At 55.8% G+C, this 21,648-nt stretch carries 24 protein-coding genes; 14 read left to right on the top strand and 10 right to left on the bottom strand.

Annotated features, from left to right (window positions below; all coding sequences use genetic code 11):
- Positions 1-42: 42 nt before the first annotated feature.
- From B5F22_RS00125 to B5F22_RS12170, 6 genes are all read right to left on the bottom strand, one after another.
- The gene (locus B5F22_RS00125; RefSeq protein ID WP_087389527.1) at positions 43-1,797 is read right to left on the bottom strand and encodes an ABC transporter ATP-binding protein; all 1,755 of its coding nucleotides are present in this window, start codon (positions 1,795-1,797) and stop codon (positions 43-45) included.
- Positions 1,798-3,600 carry an ABC transporter ATP-binding protein gene (locus B5F22_RS00120; protein ID WP_087389525.1) on the bottom strand — a complete coding sequence of 601 codons (1,803 nt, stop codon included), beginning with the start codon at positions 3,598-3,600 and terminating at the stop codon, positions 1,798-1,800.
- Positions 3,601-3,693: 93 nt separating this feature from the next.
- Positions 3,694-4,311 (bottom strand): TetR/AcrR family transcriptional regulator, encoded by a 618-nt coding sequence (locus tag B5F22_RS00115; RefSeq protein ID WP_087231692.1) that lies wholly within the window; start codon positions 4,309-4,311, stop codon positions 3,694-3,696.
- Positions 4,312-4,569: 258 nt separating this feature from the next.
- Complete coding sequence (locus B5F22_RS00110) at positions 4,570-5,358, bottom strand: class I SAM-dependent methyltransferase (protein WP_343223900.1); 789 nt, start codon at positions 5,356-5,358, stop codon at positions 4,570-4,572.
- Between the two features lie 46 nt (positions 5,359-5,404).
- Positions 5,405-6,187, bottom strand: a complete 783-nt coding sequence (locus B5F22_RS00105) for a ZIP family metal transporter (protein ID WP_087389521.1) — start codon at positions 6,185-6,187, stop codon at positions 5,405-5,407.
- A gap of 196 nt (positions 6,188-6,383) precedes the next feature.
- The gene (locus tag B5F22_RS12170) at positions 6,384-6,575 is read right to left on the bottom strand and encodes a hypothetical protein (RefSeq protein ID WP_087389520.1); all 192 of its coding nucleotides are present in this window, start codon (positions 6,573-6,575) and stop codon (positions 6,384-6,386) included.
- A 539-nt stretch (positions 6,576-7,114) separates the two neighbouring features.
- Between B5F22_RS12170 and B5F22_RS00090 the strand changes: the two genes are divergently transcribed.
- A complete protein-coding gene (locus B5F22_RS00090) occupies positions 7,115-8,035 on the top strand; it encodes an AraC family transcriptional regulator (RefSeq protein ID WP_087389518.1) in 921 nt (306 codons plus the stop codon).
- Between the two features lie 175 nt (positions 8,036-8,210).
- A complete protein-coding gene (locus tag B5F22_RS00085) occupies positions 8,211-8,483 on the top strand; it encodes a DUF6110 family protein (protein ID WP_087257637.1) in 273 nt (90 codons plus the stop codon).
- A 122-nt stretch (positions 8,484-8,605) separates the two neighbouring features.
- Here B5F22_RS00085 and B5F22_RS00080 read toward each other — a convergent pair whose 3' ends face one another.
- Positions 8,606-9,505 carry an NAD(P)/FAD-dependent oxidoreductase gene (locus tag B5F22_RS00080; protein ID WP_087231710.1) on the bottom strand — a complete coding sequence of 300 codons (900 nt, stop codon included), beginning with the start codon at positions 9,503-9,505 and terminating at the stop codon, positions 8,606-8,608.
- Positions 9,506-9,524: 19 nt separating this feature from the next.
- Entirely contained in the window at positions 9,525-10,625 is a 1,101-nt protein-coding gene (locus B5F22_RS00075) for a YeiH family protein (RefSeq protein ID WP_143482134.1), read from the bottom strand.
- Between the two features lie 78 nt (positions 10,626-10,703).
- Here B5F22_RS00075 and B5F22_RS00070 point away from each other — a divergent pair, with 78 nt between their 5' ends.
- From B5F22_RS00070 to B5F22_RS00055, 4 genes are read left to right on the top strand one after another with little or no spacing between them, the layout of a single operon-like run.
- Complete coding sequence (locus B5F22_RS00070; RefSeq protein WP_087389516.1) at positions 10,704-11,618, top strand: LysR family transcriptional regulator; 915 nt, start codon at positions 10,704-10,706, stop codon at positions 11,616-11,618.
- 43 nt (positions 11,619-11,661) lie between these two features.
- Positions 11,662-12,459, top strand: coding sequence for a ZIP family metal transporter (locus B5F22_RS00065; protein WP_087389514.1), 798 nt, complete (start codon positions 11,662-11,664; stop codon positions 12,457-12,459).
- A 17-nt stretch (positions 12,460-12,476) separates the two neighbouring features.
- Positions 12,477-12,878 (top strand): cytidine deaminase, encoded by a 402-nt coding sequence (gene cdd, locus B5F22_RS00060; protein ID WP_087371349.1) that lies wholly within the window; start codon positions 12,477-12,479, stop codon positions 12,876-12,878.
- Positions 12,879-12,938: 60 nt separating this feature from the next.
- A complete protein-coding gene (locus tag B5F22_RS00055) occupies positions 12,939-13,163 on the top strand; it encodes a DUF378 domain-containing protein (protein ID WP_087231725.1) in 225 nt (74 codons plus the stop codon).
- A gap of 48 nt (positions 13,164-13,211) precedes the next feature.
- Here B5F22_RS00055 and B5F22_RS00050 read toward each other — a convergent pair whose 3' ends face one another.
- The gene (locus B5F22_RS00050; RefSeq protein WP_087389512.1) at positions 13,212-13,670 is read right to left on the bottom strand and encodes a YfcE family phosphodiesterase; all 459 of its coding nucleotides are present in this window, start codon (positions 13,668-13,670) and stop codon (positions 13,212-13,214) included.
- An 81-nt stretch (positions 13,671-13,751) separates the two neighbouring features.
- Between B5F22_RS00050 and B5F22_RS00045 the strand changes: the two genes are divergently transcribed.
- From B5F22_RS00045 to B5F22_RS00035, 3 genes are read left to right on the top strand one after another with little or no spacing between them, the layout of a single operon-like run.
- On the top strand, positions 13,752-14,018 hold the full coding sequence (locus tag B5F22_RS00045; protein WP_087231731.1) for a hypothetical protein: 267 nt from the start codon (positions 13,752-13,754) through the stop codon (positions 14,016-14,018).
- A gap of 22 nt (positions 14,019-14,040) precedes the next feature.
- Positions 14,041-14,439 carry a hypothetical protein gene (locus tag B5F22_RS00040; protein ID WP_087389510.1) on the top strand — a complete coding sequence of 133 codons (399 nt, stop codon included), beginning with the start codon at positions 14,041-14,043 and terminating at the stop codon, positions 14,437-14,439.
- Positions 14,432-14,752, top strand: coding sequence for a hypothetical protein (locus tag B5F22_RS00035; protein WP_087371359.1), 321 nt, complete (start codon positions 14,432-14,434; stop codon positions 14,750-14,752). Before B5F22_RS00040 ends, B5F22_RS00035 begins: the two co-directional genes overlap by 8 nt.
- Before the next feature lie 4 nt (positions 14,753-14,756).
- Here the strand turns inward: B5F22_RS00035 and trpS are convergent, their stop codons facing one another.
- The gene (trpS, locus tag B5F22_RS00030; RefSeq protein WP_087389508.1) at positions 14,757-15,770 is read right to left on the bottom strand and encodes a tryptophan--tRNA ligase; all 1,014 of its coding nucleotides are present in this window, start codon (positions 15,768-15,770) and stop codon (positions 14,757-14,759) included.
- Positions 15,771-16,033: 263 nt separating this feature from the next.
- Between trpS and B5F22_RS00025 the strand changes: the two genes are divergently transcribed.
- Genes B5F22_RS00025 through B5F22_RS00005 form a run of 5 tightly spaced genes read left to right on the top strand, consistent with a single transcriptional unit; the run spans position 16,034 to position 21,528 of the window.
- Positions 16,034-17,548 carry an amino acid adenylation domain-containing protein gene (locus tag B5F22_RS00025; protein WP_087389506.1) on the top strand — a complete coding sequence of 505 codons (1,515 nt, stop codon included), beginning with the start codon at positions 16,034-16,036 and terminating at the stop codon, positions 17,546-17,548.
- Positions 17,541-18,719 carry an alanine racemase gene (locus tag B5F22_RS00020; RefSeq protein WP_242955016.1) on the top strand — a complete coding sequence of 393 codons (1,179 nt, stop codon included), beginning with the start codon at positions 17,541-17,543 and terminating at the stop codon, positions 18,717-18,719. Before B5F22_RS00025 ends, B5F22_RS00020 begins: the two co-directional genes overlap by 8 nt.
- Before the next feature lie 10 nt (positions 18,720-18,729).
- Positions 18,730-18,960 carry a phosphopantetheine-binding protein gene (locus B5F22_RS00015; protein ID WP_087231748.1) on the top strand — a complete coding sequence of 77 codons (231 nt, stop codon included), beginning with the start codon at positions 18,730-18,732 and terminating at the stop codon, positions 18,958-18,960.
- A gap of 1 nt (position 18,961) precedes the next feature.
- Positions 18,962-20,554 (top strand): MBOAT family O-acyltransferase, encoded by a 1,593-nt coding sequence (locus B5F22_RS00010; RefSeq protein WP_087371368.1) that lies wholly within the window; start codon positions 18,962-18,964, stop codon positions 20,552-20,554.
- Positions 20,555-20,568: 14 nt separating this feature from the next.
- Positions 20,569-21,528, top strand: a complete 960-nt coding sequence (locus B5F22_RS00005; protein ID WP_087389504.1) for an SGNH/GDSL hydrolase family protein — start codon at positions 20,569-20,571, stop codon at positions 21,526-21,528.
- Positions 21,529-21,648: the final 120 nt, after the last annotated feature.

Here is a 21,648-nt window from a genome sequence, read left to right as displayed (position 1 = left end):
TTCGAACTGTGGGCTTCTCTCATTTCCTGATTGCACAAAGAATTATGAGCCTGCCCGATTCAACTGCCACAGAGCACTTTCGTTCTGAAGCTCTACCATGTGTCGGAACAGGCCACCTTCTGCCATCAGCTCTTGCGGGGTTCCCTGTTGGTCCACACAACCGTCTTTCAGAACAACAATATGGTCTGCCCCAGCCACAGTACGCATCCGGTGGGCGATGACCAGTACCGTCTTTCCGGCGAGAAGCTTCGAGAGCGCCCCCTGTACCTTGGTCTCATTTTCCACGTCCAGAGAGGCGGTGGCTTCGTCCAGCAATACGATGGGCGCGTCCTTGAGCAGCGCACGGGCGATGGAGATGCGCTGTCGCTCGCCGCCGGATAGCTTTGCGCCGTTTTCTCCGATGGGCGTTTGGTAGCTCTGGGGCAGTTTGCTGACAAACTCCTCGCAATTGGCGGCTTTGGCTGCGGCCATCACCTCCGCGTCAGAGGCGCCGCGCCTGCCCAGGCGGATGTTTTCCATCACCGTGTCGTCAAACAGCACCACATCCTGAAAAACCATGGAATAATCGGTCAGCAGCACCTCTGGGTCCACCGTGGCAATATCCACCCCGCCCACTTTGATGGCGCCCCCGGTGACATCCCACAGACGCGCCGCAAGCCGGGCGCAGGTACTTTTTCCAGAGCCGGAGGGCCCCACCAGCGCGGTGATCTCGCCTTCTTTGGCAGTAAAGCTGACATCGTGCAGGACAGCCTTTTTGTCATAGGCAAACTCCACATGGTCAAATACGATGTCGTGTCCCTTGGGCTGGAAGATTTCCGCCCCTTCGGCGATGGGTGTCTCAAACAGAGCGTTCATCCGGTCTGCCGACACCTGGGAGACAAACAACTCGGCAATCAGCGCAAGGCTCTGGTCAAAGGGGGCATAGATACGGGTAATGACCATGAGGAACAGAAACAGCAGCATGAAGTCGATCTGTCCGGACAGGATCAGCCCCGCGCCCGTAAGGATCGTGGTCGCCACGCCCAGCCGCATGATGACGCTGGCCCCGTTGACAAATAGGCCGGTAACCAGCTCGCCGCGGATCATGATCCGTTCATGGTCGTCGATCTTCCGGTACAGCCCCGCAAGATAACGCTCCTCCTGATTGGTGGCACGGATCTCCCGCACATGTTCCAGCGCCTCCTGCATCCCATCTGAAACCCGCACGGCGGCGTGCTTGGTCTGCTCAGCCCGGCGCTCGGTGAGCTTCCGGCTTCCAAACAGCAGGCCAAACGCGACCGGAACTCCCCAAAGACAGGCAATGGTCAGCCGCCAGTCATACCAGAGCAGGCAGACCGCAATCACGGCGGTGGAAATGTAGGAGCCGTACAGGTAGCCCAGCACATGGCTCCAGACATGTTCCATGCGGTTGACATCACCCATCAGGGTCTCCGTCAGGTCGGCCAGATCGCGCTTACCGAAAAAGCCAAGGGGCAGCTTGCGCAGCCGTTCCGCCAAACCCAGCCGGGTGGCTTTGACTTCGCCGTACACAAGACCGTAGGTGGCCTTATACTGCTGGAAATGGGTGAGAAAAGAGAGAAGCGCAAATACTACAAGACCGGCCAGTACAGGCAGAGAGGCGGTCAAGGAGGCACTGTCGGTCAGAGATGCCATCAGGCCGGACATCACAAGGTACACGATGCTGACCCCGCCCATGACCACCAGATTGACGACCACCGTCCAAAAGGTGCCCTTTTTGGTATTCTGTACGCCCTGATCCGTCAGGGCATATTTCCGTTGAAATTTTGCTCCGAACATTTATTTCCCCTCCTTGCCGCTTTCCATTTTCCATTGGATCGCCCGATTGTAGTCGGCCCACATCCGGGTGTACAATCCGCCTGCCGCGATCAGTTCTCTATGGGTGCCCTGTTCTGTCACCCGGCCACCCTCCAGCACCAGGATCTTATCCGCGCCCACCACGGTGGAGAGTCGGTGGGCGATCATAATGACGGTGCGGTCCTTTGTCAGCCGTGCGAAGGCTTTCTGGATCAAGGCTTCATTTTCCGGATCCGCGAAAGCGGTGGCTTCATCCAGCACCACAATAGGGGCATCCTTCAAAATGGCCCGGGCCAGGGCAATGCGCTGGGCCTCGCCACCGGAGAGATAGGTTCCCTCGGTGCCGATCACGGTGTCCAGTCCCTGGGGCAGCTTTTCCAGAATGTCGCCGCACTGGGCGGCCTCCAGGGCGGCCAGCACCTGCTCCCGGCTGGCGTCGGGCCGGGCCGCCCGAACATTTTCCAGAATGCTGGCTTTGAACAGCCGGTTGTTCTGGAACACAAAAGCGACCTGCTCCATCAACACATGGGGGTCAATCTGACGCACATCCACGCCGCCCACTTCCACGGCGCCGGTGTCCACGTCCCAAAACCGGGGAATTAGACTGGCGGCGGTGGTCTTGCCGCCGCCTGAAGGCCCCACTAGCGCCACGGTCTCTCCGGGCTCGGCGGTGAAGGAGACCTGGGACAGGGCGGGAGACTGCGCGCCGTCGTAGGTAAAGCTCACATCCCGGAATACCACCCGGTTGTCCCTGGGAGTCTGGGGATGATTCGGCACCGGCAGCATCGGTGCGTCCATGACCGGCTGGATACGCCCCAGAGCGGTGTTGGCCAGCATCATACCGGAAGCCGCAAACATAATCTTGGCCAGTGCCGTGGAAATGATGGCAGAGAATACGGCGTAGAAGGCGAAGTTTGTGACAAGTCCCGCAAAATCACCCGAAGCCAGTGCGCCGGGAGCCAGGAACAGCACCACCGGCACCAGAAACAGAAAGGCGCCCTCAGTAAAGGTCAGATTGATGGACTGCGGAACGCGGCACACATCACCTTGATAGTACTCCGCCTTAGCGCTGTACTCCTCAATGGCCTGCTGAAAGGCCTTGAAGGAGTAGACGGTCTGCTGAAAGATCTTGACCACCGGGATGCCTCGTACATATTCCGTGCCAGCTTTGGTCATACGGTCCTGGGCCGCCTGGTATTCCGCCATAAGCTCGGCGTTTTTGCCGCCCATCATACTGAACATGGCAAGGATGGAGATCACCGCCGACAGCAGGCATGCCGCACCCATACGCCAATCAAACACGAACATCAGCACCAGCATGGCAAGAAACAGGGTGATTGTGCCCACGATGTCCGCCAGATTGTGAGCCAGCAGGGTTTCTGTATCGGCGGCCGCTGCGTCCAGGCGGCTGCGGATCAAACCGGAAGCATTGGCATCAAAATAGCCCAACGGAGCCTGCATCACATGTGCCATGCCCTGTTTGCGGATGTTGGACGCCGTGCGGAACGCCGCCAGATGGGTGCACATCAGACCCAGGAAGTAGATGAGGATGCCGCCCACCGCGAAAGCAAAGGCGATCCAGCCATAGCGCGTCACGCTCTGGGCCTGCGTCCAATCCGGCGCCACGGCAATCAAATCTCGGGCCGCCAGCCAGATACAGAGATAGGGAATCATACTGCACACCATGGATATTGCTGACAGTCCTAGCCCCAGGAAGGTAAGCCGCCTGTGGCTGCCCGCATATCCCAGCAGAACGGTCAGAGCGTTTTGCTTCTTTTCCTTCACAAATATTCCTCCTTTTATGGTTAGCTATTGCTAACCTTTTGTGTAAAAAGAAAGGGGCAAAGCCCCGATCTTACGAAAAAGATTGGCGGTATGTTACTGGCCGATCAGCTGCAACCACCCGGCAGTGTAGAAATCCCGCAGCTGGTCCACATACCGCATGGCCTGCTCCTTGGGCATGTCGTGGACGACGATCTCGAAAATGCCGTTAAACATTCCGCTGGCAATGATGTGGCATAGCTGTGCATCCAGCTGGGGGCATTCATGCCCCAGACGGTGGAGTACCTCCAGGTATTGGAGGGTGTATTCCACTTCGACCTCCACCATATTATGGACGAAATGCTCATAGCTGGTGCCCTCGGCCTTGCACAGCAGCAGCTTCACCGGCTCTCGGTGGTCGCAGATGTAGTCCACCATCCAATGGACGCATTGGCTGGACTCCAGTCCCATGTGTTCCGGCTGTTCCTGCTCCGGCAGCTCGGCAAAGGAGGTCTGGGCTTCCATGAACCGGCCCATCAGCGCAGCGGCGTGGGGCTCCACGATGGATGCAAAGAGCGCCTCTTTGCTGGAGAAATAGCCGTAAAATGCGCCGGTGGTGACACCAGCCTGCTTCACAATCTGCCGCAGAGAGGCGCCCTGAAAGCCCTTCTCTGTAAATTCCTCCATAGCGGCCTGCTGGATTCTCTCCAGCGTGGCAGTCGATTTTTCTTCCATATACAACCTCATATAACAGTGATATATAACACTGTTATAATAGAGCGGTGAGCTTCTTTTGTCAAGAGGCAGTGGAAGAAATATCGCAAAAGGGATTGCTGTATAAAATTAACACAGCAATCCCTTTATATCATACCAAACGTAGTTCTTATCCTTTTGTATAAACTTCTACTACTCCGTGTCCACCAAAACATAGTATACTGCTCACCTATACGCTACCAGAAAGTTCTGCGATAAAATATGGGCAAAATGGTCGTTTTATAACTTCAGATGTATCATCTTCACCATGCACCATCGATCAGAAACTGCCATACTGACCTTTGTGGAGAATCGCAAACCATCTCTGGGGATATGGCGATAATAAGCTTCCTGGGCAAGAATCTCGACCCCGCCGCCGATTTTCCCGGTCAGTTCCGAGGCTTCATCCACATAGAAAAACATCCGGGCATCGCCGTGGCCTACCTGCCTCATGTACTTTTTCCGCACCATGGCCATGCCGCTTTTGCTCACAGCATCAAAGACAAGTTCTATCTCTCCGAATTGCTGCAGCATTCGAAGCAGCCCCATAACCTCGGCTTCCTCAAAATAGTGGAACAGCCCACCAGCGGTGACAAGGAGGGGAGCCTCCGGCACATTGGCACGGATCCGCCTGATCCAGTCGTCATCAAAGGCATCCGCAGCAACATAGGTTTCCCGCTCCGGCTCCGGCAGCAACTCCCGCCGATACTCCACCACATGAGGCAAATCCACAGCATACCAGCGAGTGCGGCCGTTGTCGCAGCGATGATATGTGGTTTCCAGACCGCATCCAAGCTGGACGATGACCCCGTCCCGCCTGCGTCCCAGAAATGACCGGATGAACCGATCCATATTGGCTGACCGAACGGCGGAGGCCAGCAAGGTGTACTGGTTCTGGTCACCCGGCTTCCGCAGACCAGCCGGCAGCTTCTCCTTCAACTCCAGCGCCTTTTTATCATATAAGATTTGCGGGCAATGTTCGCTGGCATAGAGCCTACCCAGCATAGGGACAAACAGCGTATCTTCCACAACGCCTAAATGAGACATTCGTTATCCTCCTTCCAAGCAACTAGCCTCAGCCCAGCGCCACATCCAGTGTCATCATGAGGGTAAATCCAACTGCAAACAGAATGGTTCCCACATTAGAGTGCTTTCCCACTGACATTTCCGGGATCAATTCCTCCACCACCACATAGATCATCGCTCCTGCGGCAAAGCTCAGGGCGTAGGGCAGTACCGGGACTAAAATTCCAGCCAGAAGGATGGTCAGGATGGCGCCTAACGGCTCCACCGCACCGGACAACGCCCCATACAGGAAGGAGCGGAATTTTGAGAACCCTTCCGCCTTCAAAGGCATGGATATGATAGCGCCTTCCGGGAAGTTCTGAATGGCGATTCCCAAAGAAAGAGCTAACGCCCCCGCCAGCGTGATCCCACTGTCTCCATAAAGCCACCCGGCGTAGACCGCGCCTACTGCCATTCCTTCTGGGATATTGTGCAGTGCCACGGCCAAAGTGAGCATAGTTGTCTTTCCAAGACTGCTTTTGAGCCCTTCTGCCTCCGAACTGCCGCGGTGCAGATGAGGAATCAGCCGATCCAGCCCCAGCAGAAATAGAACACCAAGCCAGAAACCCGCAACAGCAGGCACAAAGGACCATCGGCCCATATCTGCTGCCTGCTCCATCGCAGGTAACAGCAGACTCCAGATGGAAGCGGCCACCATCACTCCTGCCGCAAAGCCGATAAGCGCACGCTGTACCAGCTCGCTCAAATTGTTTCGCATAAAAAAGACACAGGCCGCACCCAGCGTTGTCCCAACAAAAGGAATCAGCAGGCCTTGCCATAGTTCCATTGACATACGATCCTCCAATCTGGTCATGGTATTTGTTCGCAAAGTTTACCTGGACAATCTGGATATGCATGGACACCTCCAGTGCGCCGAGCGTCAGCAACAGGCTGCTTACCTGCCGCTCCAAAAGTGCTCTAACCGTTCGAAGGTAAAACGGGAGCGTCCCCATCGGACAGCTCTGATGAGTACGCTCCCATTTTCACTTTTACTTGCGCTTATATGACTCATGTATCATCAAAAAACGACCCATCAAGAAAAGTCGAGCGTAAAAATCATGAATCAGTAATAGCATCCATTCGGCATAAATCAGATATTTCATCCGGTCTGTTGTCATGATTGTGATGATGTTTTCCGCAACAGTGGTGCCCATCGTGCCCGCCGCAGCAACAATGGCCATTCGGGTTGAAGGGATCAAAATGCAGTAAATCAACTTTCTCGACGGAAACCTTAGTATTCATGACGTTGGTATTCTTGTGTTCCAGCATAAAAACACTCCTTCATTGTAGTTTGTATTATTTTGTGTTCCGAGAATAATCAGAACATAGAACGCTCGCAGTTAGCTGTCGCTAACTGCATTAAATTCTACCACACGACTCTATCCATGTCAATCATAAGACCATTTGCATAGCGAAATCTTACCTTCTCCATGGGATTAAATTTTTTGGCCACCGTCCTTGCCACCACCGATGTATTAAGGCCGGTTGTGGGAGCGCTGGTACATAATGCGGGTTCCGTCCTGGTCACTATCAACTCGGCGCTTCTCCTTGGCTGGAAGCAGAAGTCGCTATGACAAGCATGATTCCATCTCCTCTGTTCCCTGTATTCAGAAAATTCTTGCATCTTGTCGTGTTATGATGTATCATCCAGTTAGTATGCGCTAACCACTGGCGTTTCCTCTCGGAAAAGGTCTGTTTTATCATGAGGCGGGATAAGAACATGTTACGAGAATATCTACAAAGTCAACGGATTCACCAAATTTCATGGAGTGTCAGTATGCCTGGAGTCCAGATCTGTCACTTTTCCCTGACAAGGTCCAGCAGAAATGGACAACTGCCCATTCCGGTGGTGGGAAAGCCTCTGCATTTTGAAGCCTTCTTTTGTTTCGGTGGTCGGCTTTTCCTTCATCCTGATCAAGCAGAGCCCTATACCGTGGAAACGTCAGATATTCTTCTTCTCTCAGACCCCTCATGGCTTCCCTCCTGCCAATGTAGCCCAGACCTGTGTGGTGTACTGGTGGCGGTAGATGCAAAGCTGGCAAAGGACAGTTTTTCCTCTATCTGTACCACAATGGGAATGGAACTCGACACTAAAATCGTCAGAGAAAAGATGATTTCAAGCAGGGGTCATATGGTCATATCCGGAACCTCCTGGTCCCAAGCACTGTTTCAGGATCTTCTGAACCTGTCGAAAGAAGCTCAGGATCGGTATTGCGTATTTAAGGCTGTGGAATTGTTATATTTGCTCTGCTCCAAAGTACCGGTTTCTCATACACCAGGTACCAATGTCCATCGCTATGTCCCCCAGAGCATTTTGGAGGCCACATGGTATATGCAGGCCCATTTGGGGGAGAAACTCACCATCCCCCACATCTGCAAACAATGCTCTGTTTCCCCCACATTTTTGAAGGAATGGTTTCACCGTGCGTATGGGGTTCCCGTCCATAGCTGGTTGGTAGAACAGCGCATGAAACAGGCCCATAAACTGATTTGCACATCCAAACTCCCCATCCACCAAATCGCACAAGCTGTAGGCTACGCCGGAATCAGTCAATTCAATGCAACATTCAAACGATTCTATGGTATGACCCCAAGCCGACTGAGAAAAATGTCAGAAGCCGCAATCTCGCGTCCGATTTGACAACGACAAGCGTCCTACTTTGCTGCTATAATGATGAGATATTCCAAAGAAGCCTGGAACAAAAGGAGTGACGCCAATGAAGCAGCATCGATTTTGGGCCTGGGGGGCCATCATCTGTATGATCATGGTCATGGTGACAGGCTACAAGAGAAAGTAAGGGAAAGGATGGGTTACCATGAGTATTTATAGCAAATTGGCCTGCTTTGCAGGCGGAGCCTTGTTTGGATCCTTCGGGATCAAACTGCTGTCCAGCAAGGACGCAAAAAAAGCCTACGTTCATGCCACTGCCGCAGGACTGCGCATGAAGGATTCTGTAATGGAGACCGTAACCACGGTACAGGAGAATGCTGCTGACATTCTTGCCTCTGCCAAAGACTTGAATGAAGCTCGCGCTGCCAAGGAGGCAGAGGAAACTGCTGCCTCCAAGCTGGACGAGGTGGACGCCTAAGAAAACAGCAGAGGGAGCCGCATGGGCGGCTCCCTCTGCCTGTCGAAAAAGGTCACCTTTTGGTGGCCTTTTTCGACAGGCTGCGAGGAGCAAGCGTATGCTTGCTCCTCGTTGACTTTTGCTCAACCTATGCAGGCATGAACTGCGGCAGTAGCTCCATCTGCCACCGCCGTGGCCACCTGACGCACCTGCTTCACCCGAATGTCTCCCACGGCGTAGACACCAGGAATGCGGGTCTCCATCCAGTCGTTGACGGGGATGTAGCCGTCTTGCAGCTCCAGCTCCGTATACAGCTGGGTATTGGGTACCGTCCCGGCATAGACAAAGATGCCGCACCCGGGATCGTCCACGGTGGTGATGGAGCCGTCCACCTCACTGCGAAGGTCCAGCTGCTCCACTTGGTTCTCCCCGCGGACGGCGTGCAGGCGTGTGTTGAGCATCAACTGGATGTTGCGGGTCTTCTTCACCTTGTCTCGGAACTCCGCAATGCAGCCCAGTTGGGGCTCGAAGTGGATGATGGTCACCTTCTCTGCCAGGCTGGCCAGGTACAGGGCTTCTTTCACAGCGCCGTCAGCACCACCGACCACGTACACATGCTTTCCTGCGTAGTTGGCCCCGTGCTTGGCAGCGTTCATGCCCATTCCCTTTCCTGCCAACTCCATTTCTCCGGGAATCCCCAGCTTGCGCCCAGTGGTACCATTGGCCAGGATGAGCTTCTTGCAGGTATACTGTCCCTGGTCTGTGACCACCGTCTTCACGTCTCCTTGCATCTGGACCTGCTCCACCGTCTCCTGGCGGATTTCCACTCCAGCGCTCTCCGCCTGTTCCCGCATCCGGGCGGCAAAGGAGACTCCCGTCTCTCCAGGGATAATACCTGCATAGTGGGTGACCGTAGAGACCTTCCCGATGAGACCGCCCACCTCGCCTTTCTCCAGAATCAAAACCTTCTTGCCACGGCTGACACCGTAAATACCAGCACTAATCCCAGCGGGGCCAGCGCCCACCACAATGATATCATACATATCGCATACTCCTCTCTTTTTACATCAGGCCCAGGGCAAATTGCAGGACCAAACTCACAACGGTGATGGCCACCCAGCAGCAGGCACCCATGGCAATGGGCTTACCGCCGCTTTTGACCAATTGGATGATGTTGGTGTTCAGACCGATGGCAGCCATGGCCAACACGATCATGAACTTGCTCAGCTCCTTCAGGGGATCAAACACCGCAGCAGGAATCCCATTGCTCACGGACACGGTGGTAATCACCGATGCGGCGATGAAAAACAGAATGAAGAAGGGAAAGATTTTAGACATCTGAATTTTGGCCTCGCCGTTGCCCCGCTCCTTCCGGGTGCGCATCAGAGCCAACACCAAAGTGATGGGAATGATGGCCAGGGTGCGGGTCAGCTTCACAGTCACCGCCTTGTCCAGAGTCTGGGTACCCAGATTCCACATGCTGTCCCAGGTGGCAGCGGTGGCTGTGACCGAAGAGGTATCATTCACCGCCGTCCCGGCAAAGATACCGAAGGCCTCGCCGGACGTGGTATCAAAGCCCACCAGCTGGCCCAGCGCAGGGAAAAGCAAGGCGGCCAAGACATTGAAGAAGAAAATCACGGAGATGGCCTGGGCCACTTCGTTTTCGTCGGCGTCAATAACAGGAGCGGTGGCAGCGATGGCGGAGCCGCCGCAGATGGAGGACCCCACACCCACCAAGGTGGCCACTTTGCCGGGGATGTTCATCCATCGGCTGAGGAGAACTGCCACCACCAGGGACACCGTAATGGTGCACACGATGATGGGTAGCGATTGGCGTCCGGTTTGAATCACCACGTTCAGGTCCATTCCAAAGCCCAGAAGCACCACCGCCCACTGTAACACTTTCTTAGAGACGAACTTGATGCCGCTGTCCACGGGCTCCCGCCACTTCCAAACTAAGGTGATCACCATGCCGGCCAAAATGGCGATGACCGCCCCACCAATAATCGGGAATGCTTTCCCTGCAAACCAAGATGGAACCGCTATGGCCAGGCACAGCAAAATTCCATATCCATTCTTTTTCACGAACTGCAACGTTATTCCACCTTTCTCTGATTTTGGTCTCTCTTGTTGTTCAAGTGCATTATAATATGGCTCTTCCAAAAAATAAAATTATTTATATTGATATATAGATAAATTTCCATTATGATATAGGGGATGATTGACGAGGAGGGTCTCCCCATGCTGGACTTTCGCATTGAAACCTTTTTAAGTGCATGTCGGCATATGAGCTTCACCGCCGCCTCGGAGGAGCTGCACATCACCCAGCCCGCCGTCTCCCAACACATTCGCTTTCTGGAGAAGACCTATGGCTGTCCGCTCTTTCTCCGGGATGGGAAACGAATTGCCCTCACTCCGGCCGGTAAGGTGCTGCTGCGCACCATGGGTTCCCTGCGCAACGACGAGGAAGCCCTGATCCGGCGGATGCAAGAGGCGGGGTCCCAGGGGAAAACCCTGGTGTTCGGTGCCACCCGTACCATTGGAGAGTATGCCATCCTCCCCGCTCTGTCCCAGTATCTCAAACAGCACCCAGACGTGAATGTCCAGGTGCGGTATGGCAACACCCAAATGCTGGCGGACCTGCTCCACGCCGGGGAGATCGACTTCGCCCTGGTGGAGGGCTATGTCTCCCTGGACGACTTCGACATTTTGGTAGACCGGGTGGAGCCATATCTTCCGGTATGTGCCAAAGGCCACGTCTTTCAAAAGCCGGTGTCCTCCCTGCGGGATTTGCTGGGGGAGCGACTGCTCATCCGAGAGAAGGGGTCGGGCACCCGTGAAATTCTGGAGAAATACCTCTCGGCCTTCAACCTGAGTGTGTCAGACTTCTCCCACTATGCCCAGGTGGAGAACATGCACAGCATTGTGGGGTTGCTGCTCCAGGACTGCGGCATCGCCTTTGTCTACCAGGCCGCTGTGCAAGACCTATTGAAAGAGGGGAAAGTGAAGGTAATTCCCATTTCCGACTTCCAGATGCACCACGAATTCACCTTCATCTGGAGCAAAAACAGCTGTTTTGCCCAGGAATATCGGGAGATCTGCCAGCAACTTCACAGCAACTGTCAACGCCCCCTTGACGAAGTCCCCGTCCAGTGATACCATTGGCGTTAGCGCAACCAAACTGCAAAGGAGTTTCACCATGCATTCCCAACTGATTTATCTCATTCTTCTCTCTGCGGTCACCGGTGTGGGCGGCCTGGCCCTGGGTGGCCTGCTGGCTCTGCTGCTCAAGCGGGAGTCCCCCAAGGGCACCAGCCTGCTCTTGAGCTTTACCGCTGGGCTGATGCTGTGTATTGTCTGCTTCGACATGATTCCCGAGGCCATGGAGCAGGTGGACCAGCTCATCATCCCCCCTGCATGCCTGGTGCTGGGCTTTCTCATTACCTTCGCCCTCAACGCCTGGATTGACAAGAGCATGCACCACGAGGATCACCACCACCCCCACCACTGTGCCTGCGGCCACCATGACCTGAAGACCGCCGGGTTTGTGCTGGCCGCCGCCGTGGCCCTGCACAACATGCCGGTGGGTATGGCGGTGGGCACCACCGTGGCGGTACAGGGCATCTGCTATGCCAGCCTGCTCACCGCTGTCACCATCGCCTTTCACAACATCCCCGAGGGCATGAGCATTGCGGTCCCCCTCCTCCACGACGGCACCAAGCCCTGGTCTGCCATCGGCGTGGCCGCCCTCAGCGGCGCTCCCACGGTGCTGGGCGCTCTGCTGGGCTACTTCATCGGCAACCAGACCCCCATGGCCCTATCCGTGGCCATGAGCATTGCAGGCGGCGCCATGCTGTATGTGGTGTTCTTTGAACTACTCCCCGAGGCTTACCAGCAGTGGCGGTCCAAGTGGGCCATTCTGGCCACCATCATTGGCTTTGCCCTGGGTCTGCTGCTCATCTCCAGCCATCTGCACATCCACGTACATCCCCACTAACGAAAGGTGGTACAACTATGACAGACCGTGAACTGGTCGCTCTAGCCCACGTCATGCTGGACCGGGCCTATGCCCCCTACTCTCACTTCCCGGTTGGGGCGGCGCTGCTGTGCTCGGACGGGACGGTATTTACTGGCTGCAACGTGGAAAATGCCGCCTATGGGCAGTGCTTATGTGCTGAGCGCACGGCGCTGGTTAAGGCGGTGAGCGAGGGGCACACCCACGACTGGGAGACCCTGGCTGTGATCTCCCGGGGAGAAGATTACTGCTGGCCCTGCGGCGCCTGTCGTCAAATGTTGTATGAATTCAAACCAAATTTACGTATTTTAGTGGCCCGAGGAGACCAAAGCTATCAGGAAGTAACCTTGGAGCAACTGATGCCCCACGGCTTTGGCCCTCAACAGCTCAACGATGTTTGATGAATAAACCTCCTTTCCCCTGCCCATACTACCAGTGGCAGAGAAAAGGAGGTTTTTCACGTGTTTTTAGACAAATTAGCCTTGTCCCTGGCCATTATCGGTGGTCTGAACTGGGGCGCTATCGGTCTTTTTAACTTTGACTTGGTGGCCCTGATCTGTGGTGGCTCCGGAAACTGGCTGGCCCGCACCATCTATGCGCTGGTGGGTCTGGCCGCTGTGTGGTGCATCACCCTGCTGTTCCGTCCCATGGAACACCATGACAACCGACAGACCTATCACGGATAAGTCCGTAAAAATCCCCCGACTTTTGAAAGTCGGGGGATTTTTATCTGCTTATTTTAACAACAAATTCACGGAACCGCCCAGGGCTTCGATGACGCCGTACCCCTCCCGGGCGTGGCAGCCGCCCACGGAGCCGGGGTTCATCAGGTAGATACCCTCCCGGTACACCACCTTGGCTAGGTGGGTGTGTCCAAAGCAAGCCACCTGCACCTGACGGTTTTTTGCCTCCTGGAGCAACTCATCCAGCCCGCTTTTTACGTATTGCAGGTGTCCGTGAGTGAGGAGGAACCGCACTCCTTCCAGCTCCACCACCCGCAGGTCTGGGCCCTTCCCCCAGTCGCAGTTGCCTCGGACAATGTCCATGGGGATATCCGGGTACAGCTGGGACAGCTCGATGCCGTCCCGGTAGTGGTCACCCAGAAAGAACACATGGTGGGGCCGTTCGTGCTCCATGGCCTCCACCATCTTACCCATGGCGCCGTGGGAGTCGGAGAATACAAGTATTTTCATGGTAGTCACCTTTTCTTTGTTTACTCATATAATAGAGCAGGCGAGCCAGAAGGGCTCTCCTGCCGTAGAGGAGGAATTGCCATGGCAAACTTGAATGGTCTGCTCCACAATCCGCAGGCCGCACAGCTGCTGTCCGACCAAAAAAAGCTGGAAGAACTGCGTAACGCCCCGGAGACGCAACAGCTATTCTCCATGCTGCAAAAGAGCACCGGCGGCGACCTGGAACAGGCGGCCAACCATGCCGCTCAGGGGGATTCCGCTTCCCTGGTCTCCGCCATTCGCAAGCTGATGCGGGACCCGGAAGGGGCCAAACTCATGGAGAAGATGAAACAACATCTCAACCAATAGCCACAAACAGGAGGGGGAGCCAATGGCGGAGTGGGAAGAAAAACTGGAGGGGATTTTGTCCAATCCCCAGGCCATGGAACAGATCATGTCTCTGACCAAATCTCTGGAGGGGGGCGAGAATTCCGCCTCTCCATCCGCTTCCGCTCCGGCCCCTTCCCCGCCCTCTGCCCCCTCTGACTTGTCCGGGTTCTTGGGGAGTGTTGGGCAGCTGGACCCTAAAATCTTGTCCACAGCGGCCAAACTCTTCTCTCAAATGGGTAGACAGGACGATCGGCGCACCGCTCTGCTCCAGGCCCTGCGGCCCTTTGTGAAACCGGAGCGGTACGCCAAGCTGGACAAAGCCATCCAAATCGCCAAACTCTCGGTGCTCATCCGCAGCGGACTGGAGCTATTCCGGGCAAAGGAGGATGACCATGTATAGCCACTACTTACACGATGACGATTGGATGGTATTGGACGACCAGCCTGCCCAGGAGCCGCCCCGACGGGAGCGGCCCCACAGCCAGCCAACGCCCCCGGCCAACAACGCCATCTTTCGGGAGGTGTCCGGGGGCCTGACGCAGCTATTAGACGGGCTTGGAAAGCATTTCTCCCTGGAAAACATCGACACGGGCGACATTCTCCTGGTGCTCATCCTGCTGTTTCTCTTTTTAGAGGGGGATAACCTGGAACTGGTCATCACCTTGGGACTCATGCTGCTGTTGGGTCTGGGGGGCGATGAGGAAAAAACATAACCCTTTAGGGGGCCACAAAGCCCACCTTTTTATACACCTTCCGCAGGGTCTTCTGGGCCACGCGGGAGGCTTTTTCTGCGCCGTCACGGTAGACGCTCTCCAAATAGGCCTTGTCCTTCATGATGCGGGTGGCCTCCTCCCGGATGGGACGCAGGCACTCCACCACGGCCTCACCCACAGCGGGCTTAAAGACGCCGTAGCCCTGTCCGTCAAACTCCTGCTCGATCTCCTGGAAGGTCTTACCCGTCACGGAGGAGTAAATGGTCATCAGGTTGGCCACACCGGGCTTGTGCTCGGGGTCATAGCGCACACAGTTCTCCCGATCGCTGTCGGTGATGGCACGCTTAAACTGCTTCATGATGACGGTGGGGTCATCCATCAAGCACACCCGTCCGGTGTCCTCATTCTCCGACTTGGACATTTTGGAGTCGGGGTTGGTCAGGGACATGATGCGGGCGCCCACCTTGGGAATATAGGGCTCGGGCATCTTAAACACATCTCCATAAATGCCGTTGAAGCGCTGGACAATGTTGCGGGTCAGCTCCACGTGCTGCTTCTGGTCCTCTCCCACAGGCACATAGTCGGGCTGATAGAGGAGGATATCCGCGGCCATGAGAGAGGGATAGGTGAAGAGGCCGCCGTTGATATTGTCCGCATTCTTGGCAGACTTATCCTTAAACTGAGTCATGCGGGACAGTTCGCCAAACATGGCATAGCAGTTGAGCACCCAGCCCAGCTCGGCATGCTGGTGGACATGGGACTGGATGAACAGGGTGTTCTTCTCCGGGTCCAGACCACAGGCGATATACTGGGCCAGCTGCTCCAGAGTGCGCCGACGCAGATCAGCGGGCTTCTGACGCACGGTGATGGAGTGCAGGTCTGCCATGAAGTAGTAACAATCATATTCTTCAGCCCGGGCTGCCCAATTCTTAATGGCGCCCAAATAGGAGCCCAGGGTCAAATCCCCGCTGGGCTTAATACCGGAGAGCATGACTTTCTTTTCCGTTTGCTGTTGCATATGCTTCACAACCTTTGCTATTTTTCCCAATCAGCCGCCCGTATTGGGCATAAATGGGCCAAATTTCAGCCCTTTGCTGTTTTCCACACATTATACCACATCCCTGTAAGGGCTGCAACCAGCGGGTGTAATTACTACAATTTGTTTCCACATCCTTAAGAATTCTTAAGAAAAGACCCATGGCAGTATTAAAATTTATCCCCCATACTATGACACATGTAGGGGGCTGTTCCCCCTGACACCTCATAGGAGACAGATACGCTATGACGAATATTTTGGAATACCTGGAACGCAGCGCACAGCTGTACCCTGAAAAACCGGCTCTGGTGGACGAGCGGCAGTCGATTACCTTCGCCCAAGCGCTGGAGAACAGCCGACGGGTGGGTTCCTCTCTGGCCCTCTCCCTGGCCAAAGGACAGCCTGTGGCTGTCTATATGGAAAAGAGCGTGGAAAACCTCTGCGCCTTCTGGGGCATCGTGTATGCCGGCGGTTTTTACGTATCCTTTAATACCCAGCTTCCCACGTCCCGGCTCCAGCAAATGCAGTCGGTGTTGCAGGCGCCCTTTGTCATCACCGACGAGGAGCACCGGGCAGCTCTGGAAGAGGTATTTCCGCCTCACCGCATCCTGCTCTATCAGGACCTGGTGAAAAGCGCTGTGGACCGTGCCCTGCTGGCCCAAATCCGGCAGCGCCACGTGGACACCGCCCCCCTCTACGCCAACTTCACCTCCGGCTCCACCGGGGTACCCAAAGCCGTAGTGGTGGGCCATCGCTCTACCCTGGATTTCATTGACCACTTCTGCCCCATCTTCTCCATTACTCAGAAGGACGTCATTGCCAACCAGGCCCCCTTTGACTTTGACGTATCGGTAAAGGACATCTACTCTGCCCTGGCCACTGGTGCCACCCTGGTGCTGGTGCCCCGCCCCCTGTTCTCCCAGCCTCAGCAGTTGCTGGATTTCCTGTGTGAACACCGGGCCACCACCCTGATCTGGGCGGTATCCGCTCTGTGCTTAATCACCACTGTCCACGGTTTGGACTATCGCACACCAGAGACGGTGAACAAGGTGCTGTTCAGCGGCGAGGTGATGCCCGCCAAGCACCTGAAAATCTGGATGGAGCACTTGCCCCGCGCCCAATTTGTCAATCTGTACGGCCCCACTGAGATCACCTGCAACTGTACATACCATATCATTGACCGGGAGCGGTCCTATCCCGACGGCATTCCCATGGGACAAGCGTTTCCCAACGAGGATGTGTTCCTGCTGGACGGAGACGACCAGCTGGTCACTTCTCCCAACGTAGTGGGCGAGGTGTGTGTGCGAGGCTCGGCCCTGGCCTTGGGCTACTACCGAAACCCGGACCAGACGGCCGCTGCCTTTCCCAACAATCCCCTCAACCCATGCTATCCCGATCGCATCTATCGCACCGGAGACTTGGCCCGATACTCCACCCTGGGAGAGCTGCACTTCTGTGGTCGCAAGGACTTCCAGATCAAGCACATGGGCCACCGTATTGAGTTGGAGGAAATTGAGCGGGCTGTGTCCAATCTCCCCGGTGTGCATCGGTGCTGCTGCGTGTTCCACAGCGAAAAACATCGGCTGTATGCCTTCTATCAAGGAGAGCTCACCTCCAAGGAACTGCGCTTGCAGCTGCTCCCCACCCTTCCCCCGTATATGATTCCCAATGTGTTCCGTCAGGTGGACCAGTTCCCCCTGAACAAGAACGGCAAAATTGACCGCACATTACTGATGAAAGGAGCTGGTAGCCGTGGATGATATCGCTGTGCAATCCCTGCTCACGCAATATGCCACCCCCCTGTACCTGTTTGACGGGGAAACGCTGCAACAGCGGGTTTCCTACCTGCGTTCCAAACTGCCTTCCGGAGTAGGTCTGTGCTACGCCATCAAGGCAAATCCCTTCCTGGCCGGGTACCTCTCTCCTCTGGTGGAGCGGCTGGAGCTGTGCTCCCCCGGTGAGTACCGCATCTGTGCCCAACAGGGCCTGCCCCTGTCCCAGTTTGTGGTATCTGGGGTGTACAAGACCCCAGAGTTCATCCAGGAAATCCTGCCCAACTCTCCGGCCATCTTTACGGTGGAGTCCATGGAGCAGTTTGATCTCATCCACTGCACCGCCCAGGACAGCGGCTCCCCGGTGTCCCTGCTGTTGCGGCTGACCAGTGGAAATCAATTTGGTCTGGAAAAGGACGAGATCATCGAGATTCTCACCCAGCACCAGAATGATCCGCTGCTCCACTTTAAGGGTATCCAGTACTTCTCCGGCACCCAGAAGACCTCGGTGAAGCGTCTGACCCGGGAGCTGTCCACGGTGGACGAGTTTTTGCAGACTCTGGAGCAGCTGCTGGGTCACCCCATGGAAGAGTTGGAGTTTGGCCCCGGCTTCCCGGTGAGCTACTACGCCGAAGATGACTTCCCGGAGGACGAGTACCTGGAGCAATTTGCCCAGCTGCTACAAACTATGACCTTCTCCGGCACCATCACCCTGGAGCTGGGCCGGAGCCTGGCCGCTCACTGTGGCACCTACTTCACCCGGGTAGTGGACGCCAAGTGCAACCACAAGCAGAACTACGCCATTGTAGACGGTGGCATGCACCAGCTGGTGTACTACGGCCAGTCCATGGCCATGAAGCTGCCCCCCATCCGCCACTACACCCACCATTCCCCGGGAAATGTGGAGCCGTGGAACATCTGTGGCTCTCTATGCACCATCAATGACATTCTGGTCAAGCAGCTACCCCTCCCCTCTCTCCACGTGGGAGATGTGCTGGCCTTTGAGCGCACGGGGGCCTACTGCATGACCGAGGGTATTTCCCTATTCCTCAGCCGGGACCTGCCCGCCGTGCTGTACCGCCACCCAGACGGACAGGTGAACGAGCTGCGTTCCCACTTTGAAACCTACCATCTCAATACATCAAATCTACAGAAATGAGGTAATTATCATGGAACAACTGCTGGAAATCTTGGAGGAAATTCGCCCCGACCTGGACTTTGCCAATTGCCAGGACCTCATTGATGGGCACCACCTGAACTCTCTGGACATTATCTCCATCGTGGCCGAGCTGGAGGACGCCTTTGACATCACCGTTCCCACCGTGGAAGTCATTCCCCACAACTTCAACTCCGCCCAAAACCTCTGGGCTATGATTCAACGTCTCCAAGAGGAGGGATAACATGGCCTCCTACTTCTCCCCCCAGTACCTGGCCGTCCTGCTCCCTGCTACGGTGGGGCTCTATGCCATCACACCGCAACGGGCGCGCCGCGTGATTCTGCTGCTGGCCAGCTATGCGTTCTTCTGGGCGGTGAGCGGGTCGCTGATTGTCTACTTACTCTTTTCCACTCTGTCCATTCACCACCTGGGGCTGTGGCTGGAACTGACCGCACGCAACGGAAAGGAAAGGCTGGCACTGGCGGAGTCGGACCAACGGAAAGCCATCCGTGCTGGCATTCAGCGGCAACAGCGGGGCATCATCCTGCTGGCGGTGGTCATTCACATCGGCCTGCTCCTCACCCTCAAGTACAGCCACTTCTTCCTCAGCAACGGAAACGCCCTGCTGCGCTTCCTCCACATGCCCGCCATTCTTCCGGTGCCCTCCTTCTTGCTCCCCATCGGCATCTCCTTCTACACCCTCCAGGCGGTGTCCTACCTGATTGACGTGTACCGGGGCAAGATTCAGGCCGACCACAACCTCTTCCGCCTGGCTCTGTTCCTGGGCTTCTTCCCTCAGATGATGGAGGGCCCCATTTGTCGCTATGAGCAGACCGCCCAGCGGCTGTGGGAGGCGCCCCCCATGTGCTGGAACAACTTCTTGCTGGGTGGTCAGCGCATCCTGTGGGGCATCATCAAGAAGATGGTGGTGGCGGACCGACTGAACATCTTCATTCTCAACGTCTTTTCCGACTACGACCAGTACAACGGCTCCATCATCGCCGTGGCCGCCATCTGCTACACCATTCAGCTGTACATGGACTTCTCCGGCACCATCGACGTGGCTCTGGGCAGCGCCCAGCTCTTCGGGGTCGCCCTGCCGGAAAACTTCCAGCGTCCCTTCTTCTCCCGCACCATCTCGGAGTTCTGGCAGCGGTGGCACATCACCCTGGGCACCTGGTTCAAGGACTACATCTTCTACCCGGTGAGCATGTCCAAGCCCATGAAGAAGCTCACCTCCAAGGCCAGAAAGCGCTTCGGCCCCCGTTACGGCCCCATCCTCACCAGCAGCGTGGCGCTGTTGTGTGTCTGGCTGTGTAACGGCCTATGGCACGGTTCGGCCTGGAACTACATCTTCTTCGGCCTGTACCATTTCGCCCTGATCTTTGCTGGAAATCTGGTGCAACCTCTGGTCCTCACCGTCACCGAGCGGCTCCACATTGACCGCAACCACATCGCTTACCGGCTCATGCAGACCCTTAGAACCTGTGTGCTGGTGTGCATCGGTGAGCTGTTCTTCCGGGCGGAGGGCCTGAAGAACGGCCTGAAAATGGCCTGGCGCATAGTGACCGACTGGTCCTTCTCTCCCATCCTCAAGGGCAACCTCTTTGCCTACGGCATTGACGGCCCCGACACCGTTCTGGTGGCGCTCTTCCTGGTATTTCTGCTGGTTGTGGGCATTATGCAGGAGCGGGGCGTCAAGTTGGGTGAGACCCTGGTGTCCAAGTCCTGGCCGGTGCGCATTGCCGTGTATTATGCGGCCATCTGCTTCCTGGTCATCTTCGGTGCCTACGGCATCGGCTACATCCCTGTTGACCCCATCTATGCAGGCTTTTAATCGGAGGTAATCTCATGGTAAAAATCGCAAAAACCCTCTTGGGCCTTGCCGCCTTTGCCCTGGGGCTTCTGGTAATCCTCTACAGCCTGTCCTTTCTCTTCATTCCCAAGAACAACACCAAGGACGCCGGTATGGAAGAGGTCATCGCCAACGGCATTCAGGGAGAACCCGAAAATTCCATTGACGTGGTAGTGGTGGGAGACAGCGAGTCTTACTTCTCCATCTCCCCCCTGCTCATTTGGAAAGACACCGGATACACCAGCTACGTATGCGGCAGCGGCCGCCAGTATCTCTCCTACAGCAAGACCCTGTTGGAGCGTGCTTTTGAGACCCAGTCCCCCAAGCTGGTGATTCTGGAAACCCTGTGTATCTACCGTCAAATTCCGGCTAAAACCGTGGTGATGGATGAGGTATCCCGGTACCTGCCCATCCTCCGCTACCACGACCGCTGGAAGACCATGACCCGGGAGGATTTCAGCCCCACCGACGGCAACAGCTACACCACCCCCTATAAGGGATACCGCCTGAGCAGTGCAGCCAGCAGTGCAGATGCCACCAACTACATGGCCTACACGGATAAAACTGCATCCATTCCCGTGCTCAACCGGCTGTTGGTGGAGCAGATTCAGGAGCTGTGTGAGGAACACGGCGCCAAGCTGCTGTTGCTGAGTACCCCCAGCACCGTCAACTGGAACTATCAGCGCCACAACGGCATTCAGGAGCTGGCGGACGAGCTGGGCCTGGAATACATCGACCTGAACACCAGGACCCAGGAGGTTCCCATCGACTGGTCCAAAGACACCTTTGACCGGGGCGATCACTTGAATCACACCGGAACGGTCAAAGTCTCTCAATTCCTGGCCAAATACCTGGAAGGGACCCAGATGTTCTCTGATCGTCGGGGAGACAGCAAATACGCCAGCTGGAACACTCTCCTTCAAGATTACGAGGCGGAAGTGGCCAAAGCTTCCTAAACACACAAATGGGCCTGTTGCAAAATAGGCCAGAACAACAAAACGAGAGGCTAACCTTTTTGGGGGTTGGCCTCTCGTTTCATTTGCTGTACAATTTGTTTATGCAGACAAATTATAACA

The organism is Pseudoflavonifractor sp. An187 (assembly GCF_002160275.1).
Classification (GTDB): domain Bacteria; phylum Bacillota; class Clostridia; order Oscillospirales; family Oscillospiraceae; genus Enterenecus; species Enterenecus faecium.
Note: the sequence above shows the minus strand (reverse complement) of the source record. Positions and strands in the feature narration are given on the sequence as shown.

What these genes read in the sequence shown, in the direction of transcription:
- B5F22_RS12170 (WP_087389520.1), bottom strand. Translation starts at nt 6,575, where the DNA reads ATGGCCATTGTTGCTGCGGCGGGCACGATGGGCACCACTGTTGCGGAA.
- B5F22_RS00010 (WP_087371368.1), top strand. Translation starts at nt 18,962, where the DNA reads ATGGCCTCCTACTTCTCCCCCCAGTACCTGGCCGTCCTGCTCCCTGCT.
- B5F22_RS00005 (WP_087389504.1), top strand. Translation starts at nt 20,569, where the DNA reads ATGGTAAAAATCGCAAAAACCCTCTTGGGCCTTGCCGCCTTTGCCCTG.
- B5F22_RS00025 (WP_087389506.1), top strand. Translation starts at nt 16,034, where the DNA reads ATGACGAATATTTTGGAATACCTGGAACGCAGCGCACAGCTGTACCCT.
- B5F22_RS00115 (WP_087231692.1), bottom strand. Translation starts at nt 4,311, where the DNA reads ATGGAAGAAAAATCGACTGCCACGCTGGAGAGAATCCAGCAGGCCGCT.
- B5F22_RS00070 (WP_087389516.1), top strand. Translation starts at nt 10,704, where the DNA reads ATGCTGGACTTTCGCATTGAAACCTTTTTAAGTGCATGTCGGCATATG.
- B5F22_RS00045 (WP_087231731.1), top strand. Translation starts at nt 13,752, where the DNA reads ATGGCAAACTTGAATGGTCTGCTCCACAATCCGCAGGCCGCACAGCTG.
- B5F22_RS00105 (WP_087389521.1), bottom strand. Translation starts at nt 6,187, where the DNA reads ATGTCAATGGAACTATGGCAAGGCCTGCTGATTCCTTTTGTTGGGACA.
- B5F22_RS00080 (WP_087231710.1), bottom strand. Translation starts at nt 9,505, where the DNA reads ATGTATGATATCATTGTGGTGGGCGCTGGCCCCGCTGGGATTAGTGCT.
- B5F22_RS00015 (WP_087231748.1), top strand. Translation starts at nt 18,730, where the DNA reads ATGGAACAACTGCTGGAAATCTTGGAGGAAATTCGCCCCGACCTGGAC.
- cdd (WP_087371349.1), top strand. Translation starts at nt 12,477, where the DNA reads ATGACAGACCGTGAACTGGTCGCTCTAGCCCACGTCATGCTGGACCGG.
- B5F22_RS00040 (WP_087389510.1), top strand. Translation starts at nt 14,041, where the DNA reads ATGGCGGAGTGGGAAGAAAAACTGGAGGGGATTTTGTCCAATCCCCAG.
- B5F22_RS00085 (WP_087257637.1), top strand. Translation starts at nt 8,211, where the DNA reads ATGAGTATTTATAGCAAATTGGCCTGCTTTGCAGGCGGAGCCTTGTTT.
- B5F22_RS00050 (WP_087389512.1), bottom strand. Translation starts at nt 13,670, where the DNA reads ATGAAAATACTTGTATTCTCCGACTCCCACGGCGCCATGGGTAAGATG.
- trpS (WP_087389508.1), bottom strand. Translation starts at nt 15,770, where the DNA reads ATGCAACAGCAAACGGAAAAGAAAGTCATGCTCTCCGGTATTAAGCCC.
- B5F22_RS00065 (WP_087389514.1), top strand. Translation starts at nt 11,662, where the DNA reads ATGCATTCCCAACTGATTTATCTCATTCTTCTCTCTGCGGTCACCGGT.
- B5F22_RS00090 (WP_087389518.1), top strand. Translation starts at nt 7,115, where the DNA reads ATGTTACGAGAATATCTACAAAGTCAACGGATTCACCAAATTTCATGG.
- B5F22_RS00125 (WP_087389527.1), bottom strand. Translation starts at nt 1,797, where the DNA reads ATGTTCGGAGCAAAATTTCAACGGAAATATGCCCTGACGGATCAGGGC.
- B5F22_RS00035 (WP_087371359.1), top strand. Translation starts at nt 14,432, where the DNA reads ATGTATAGCCACTACTTACACGATGACGATTGGATGGTATTGGACGAC.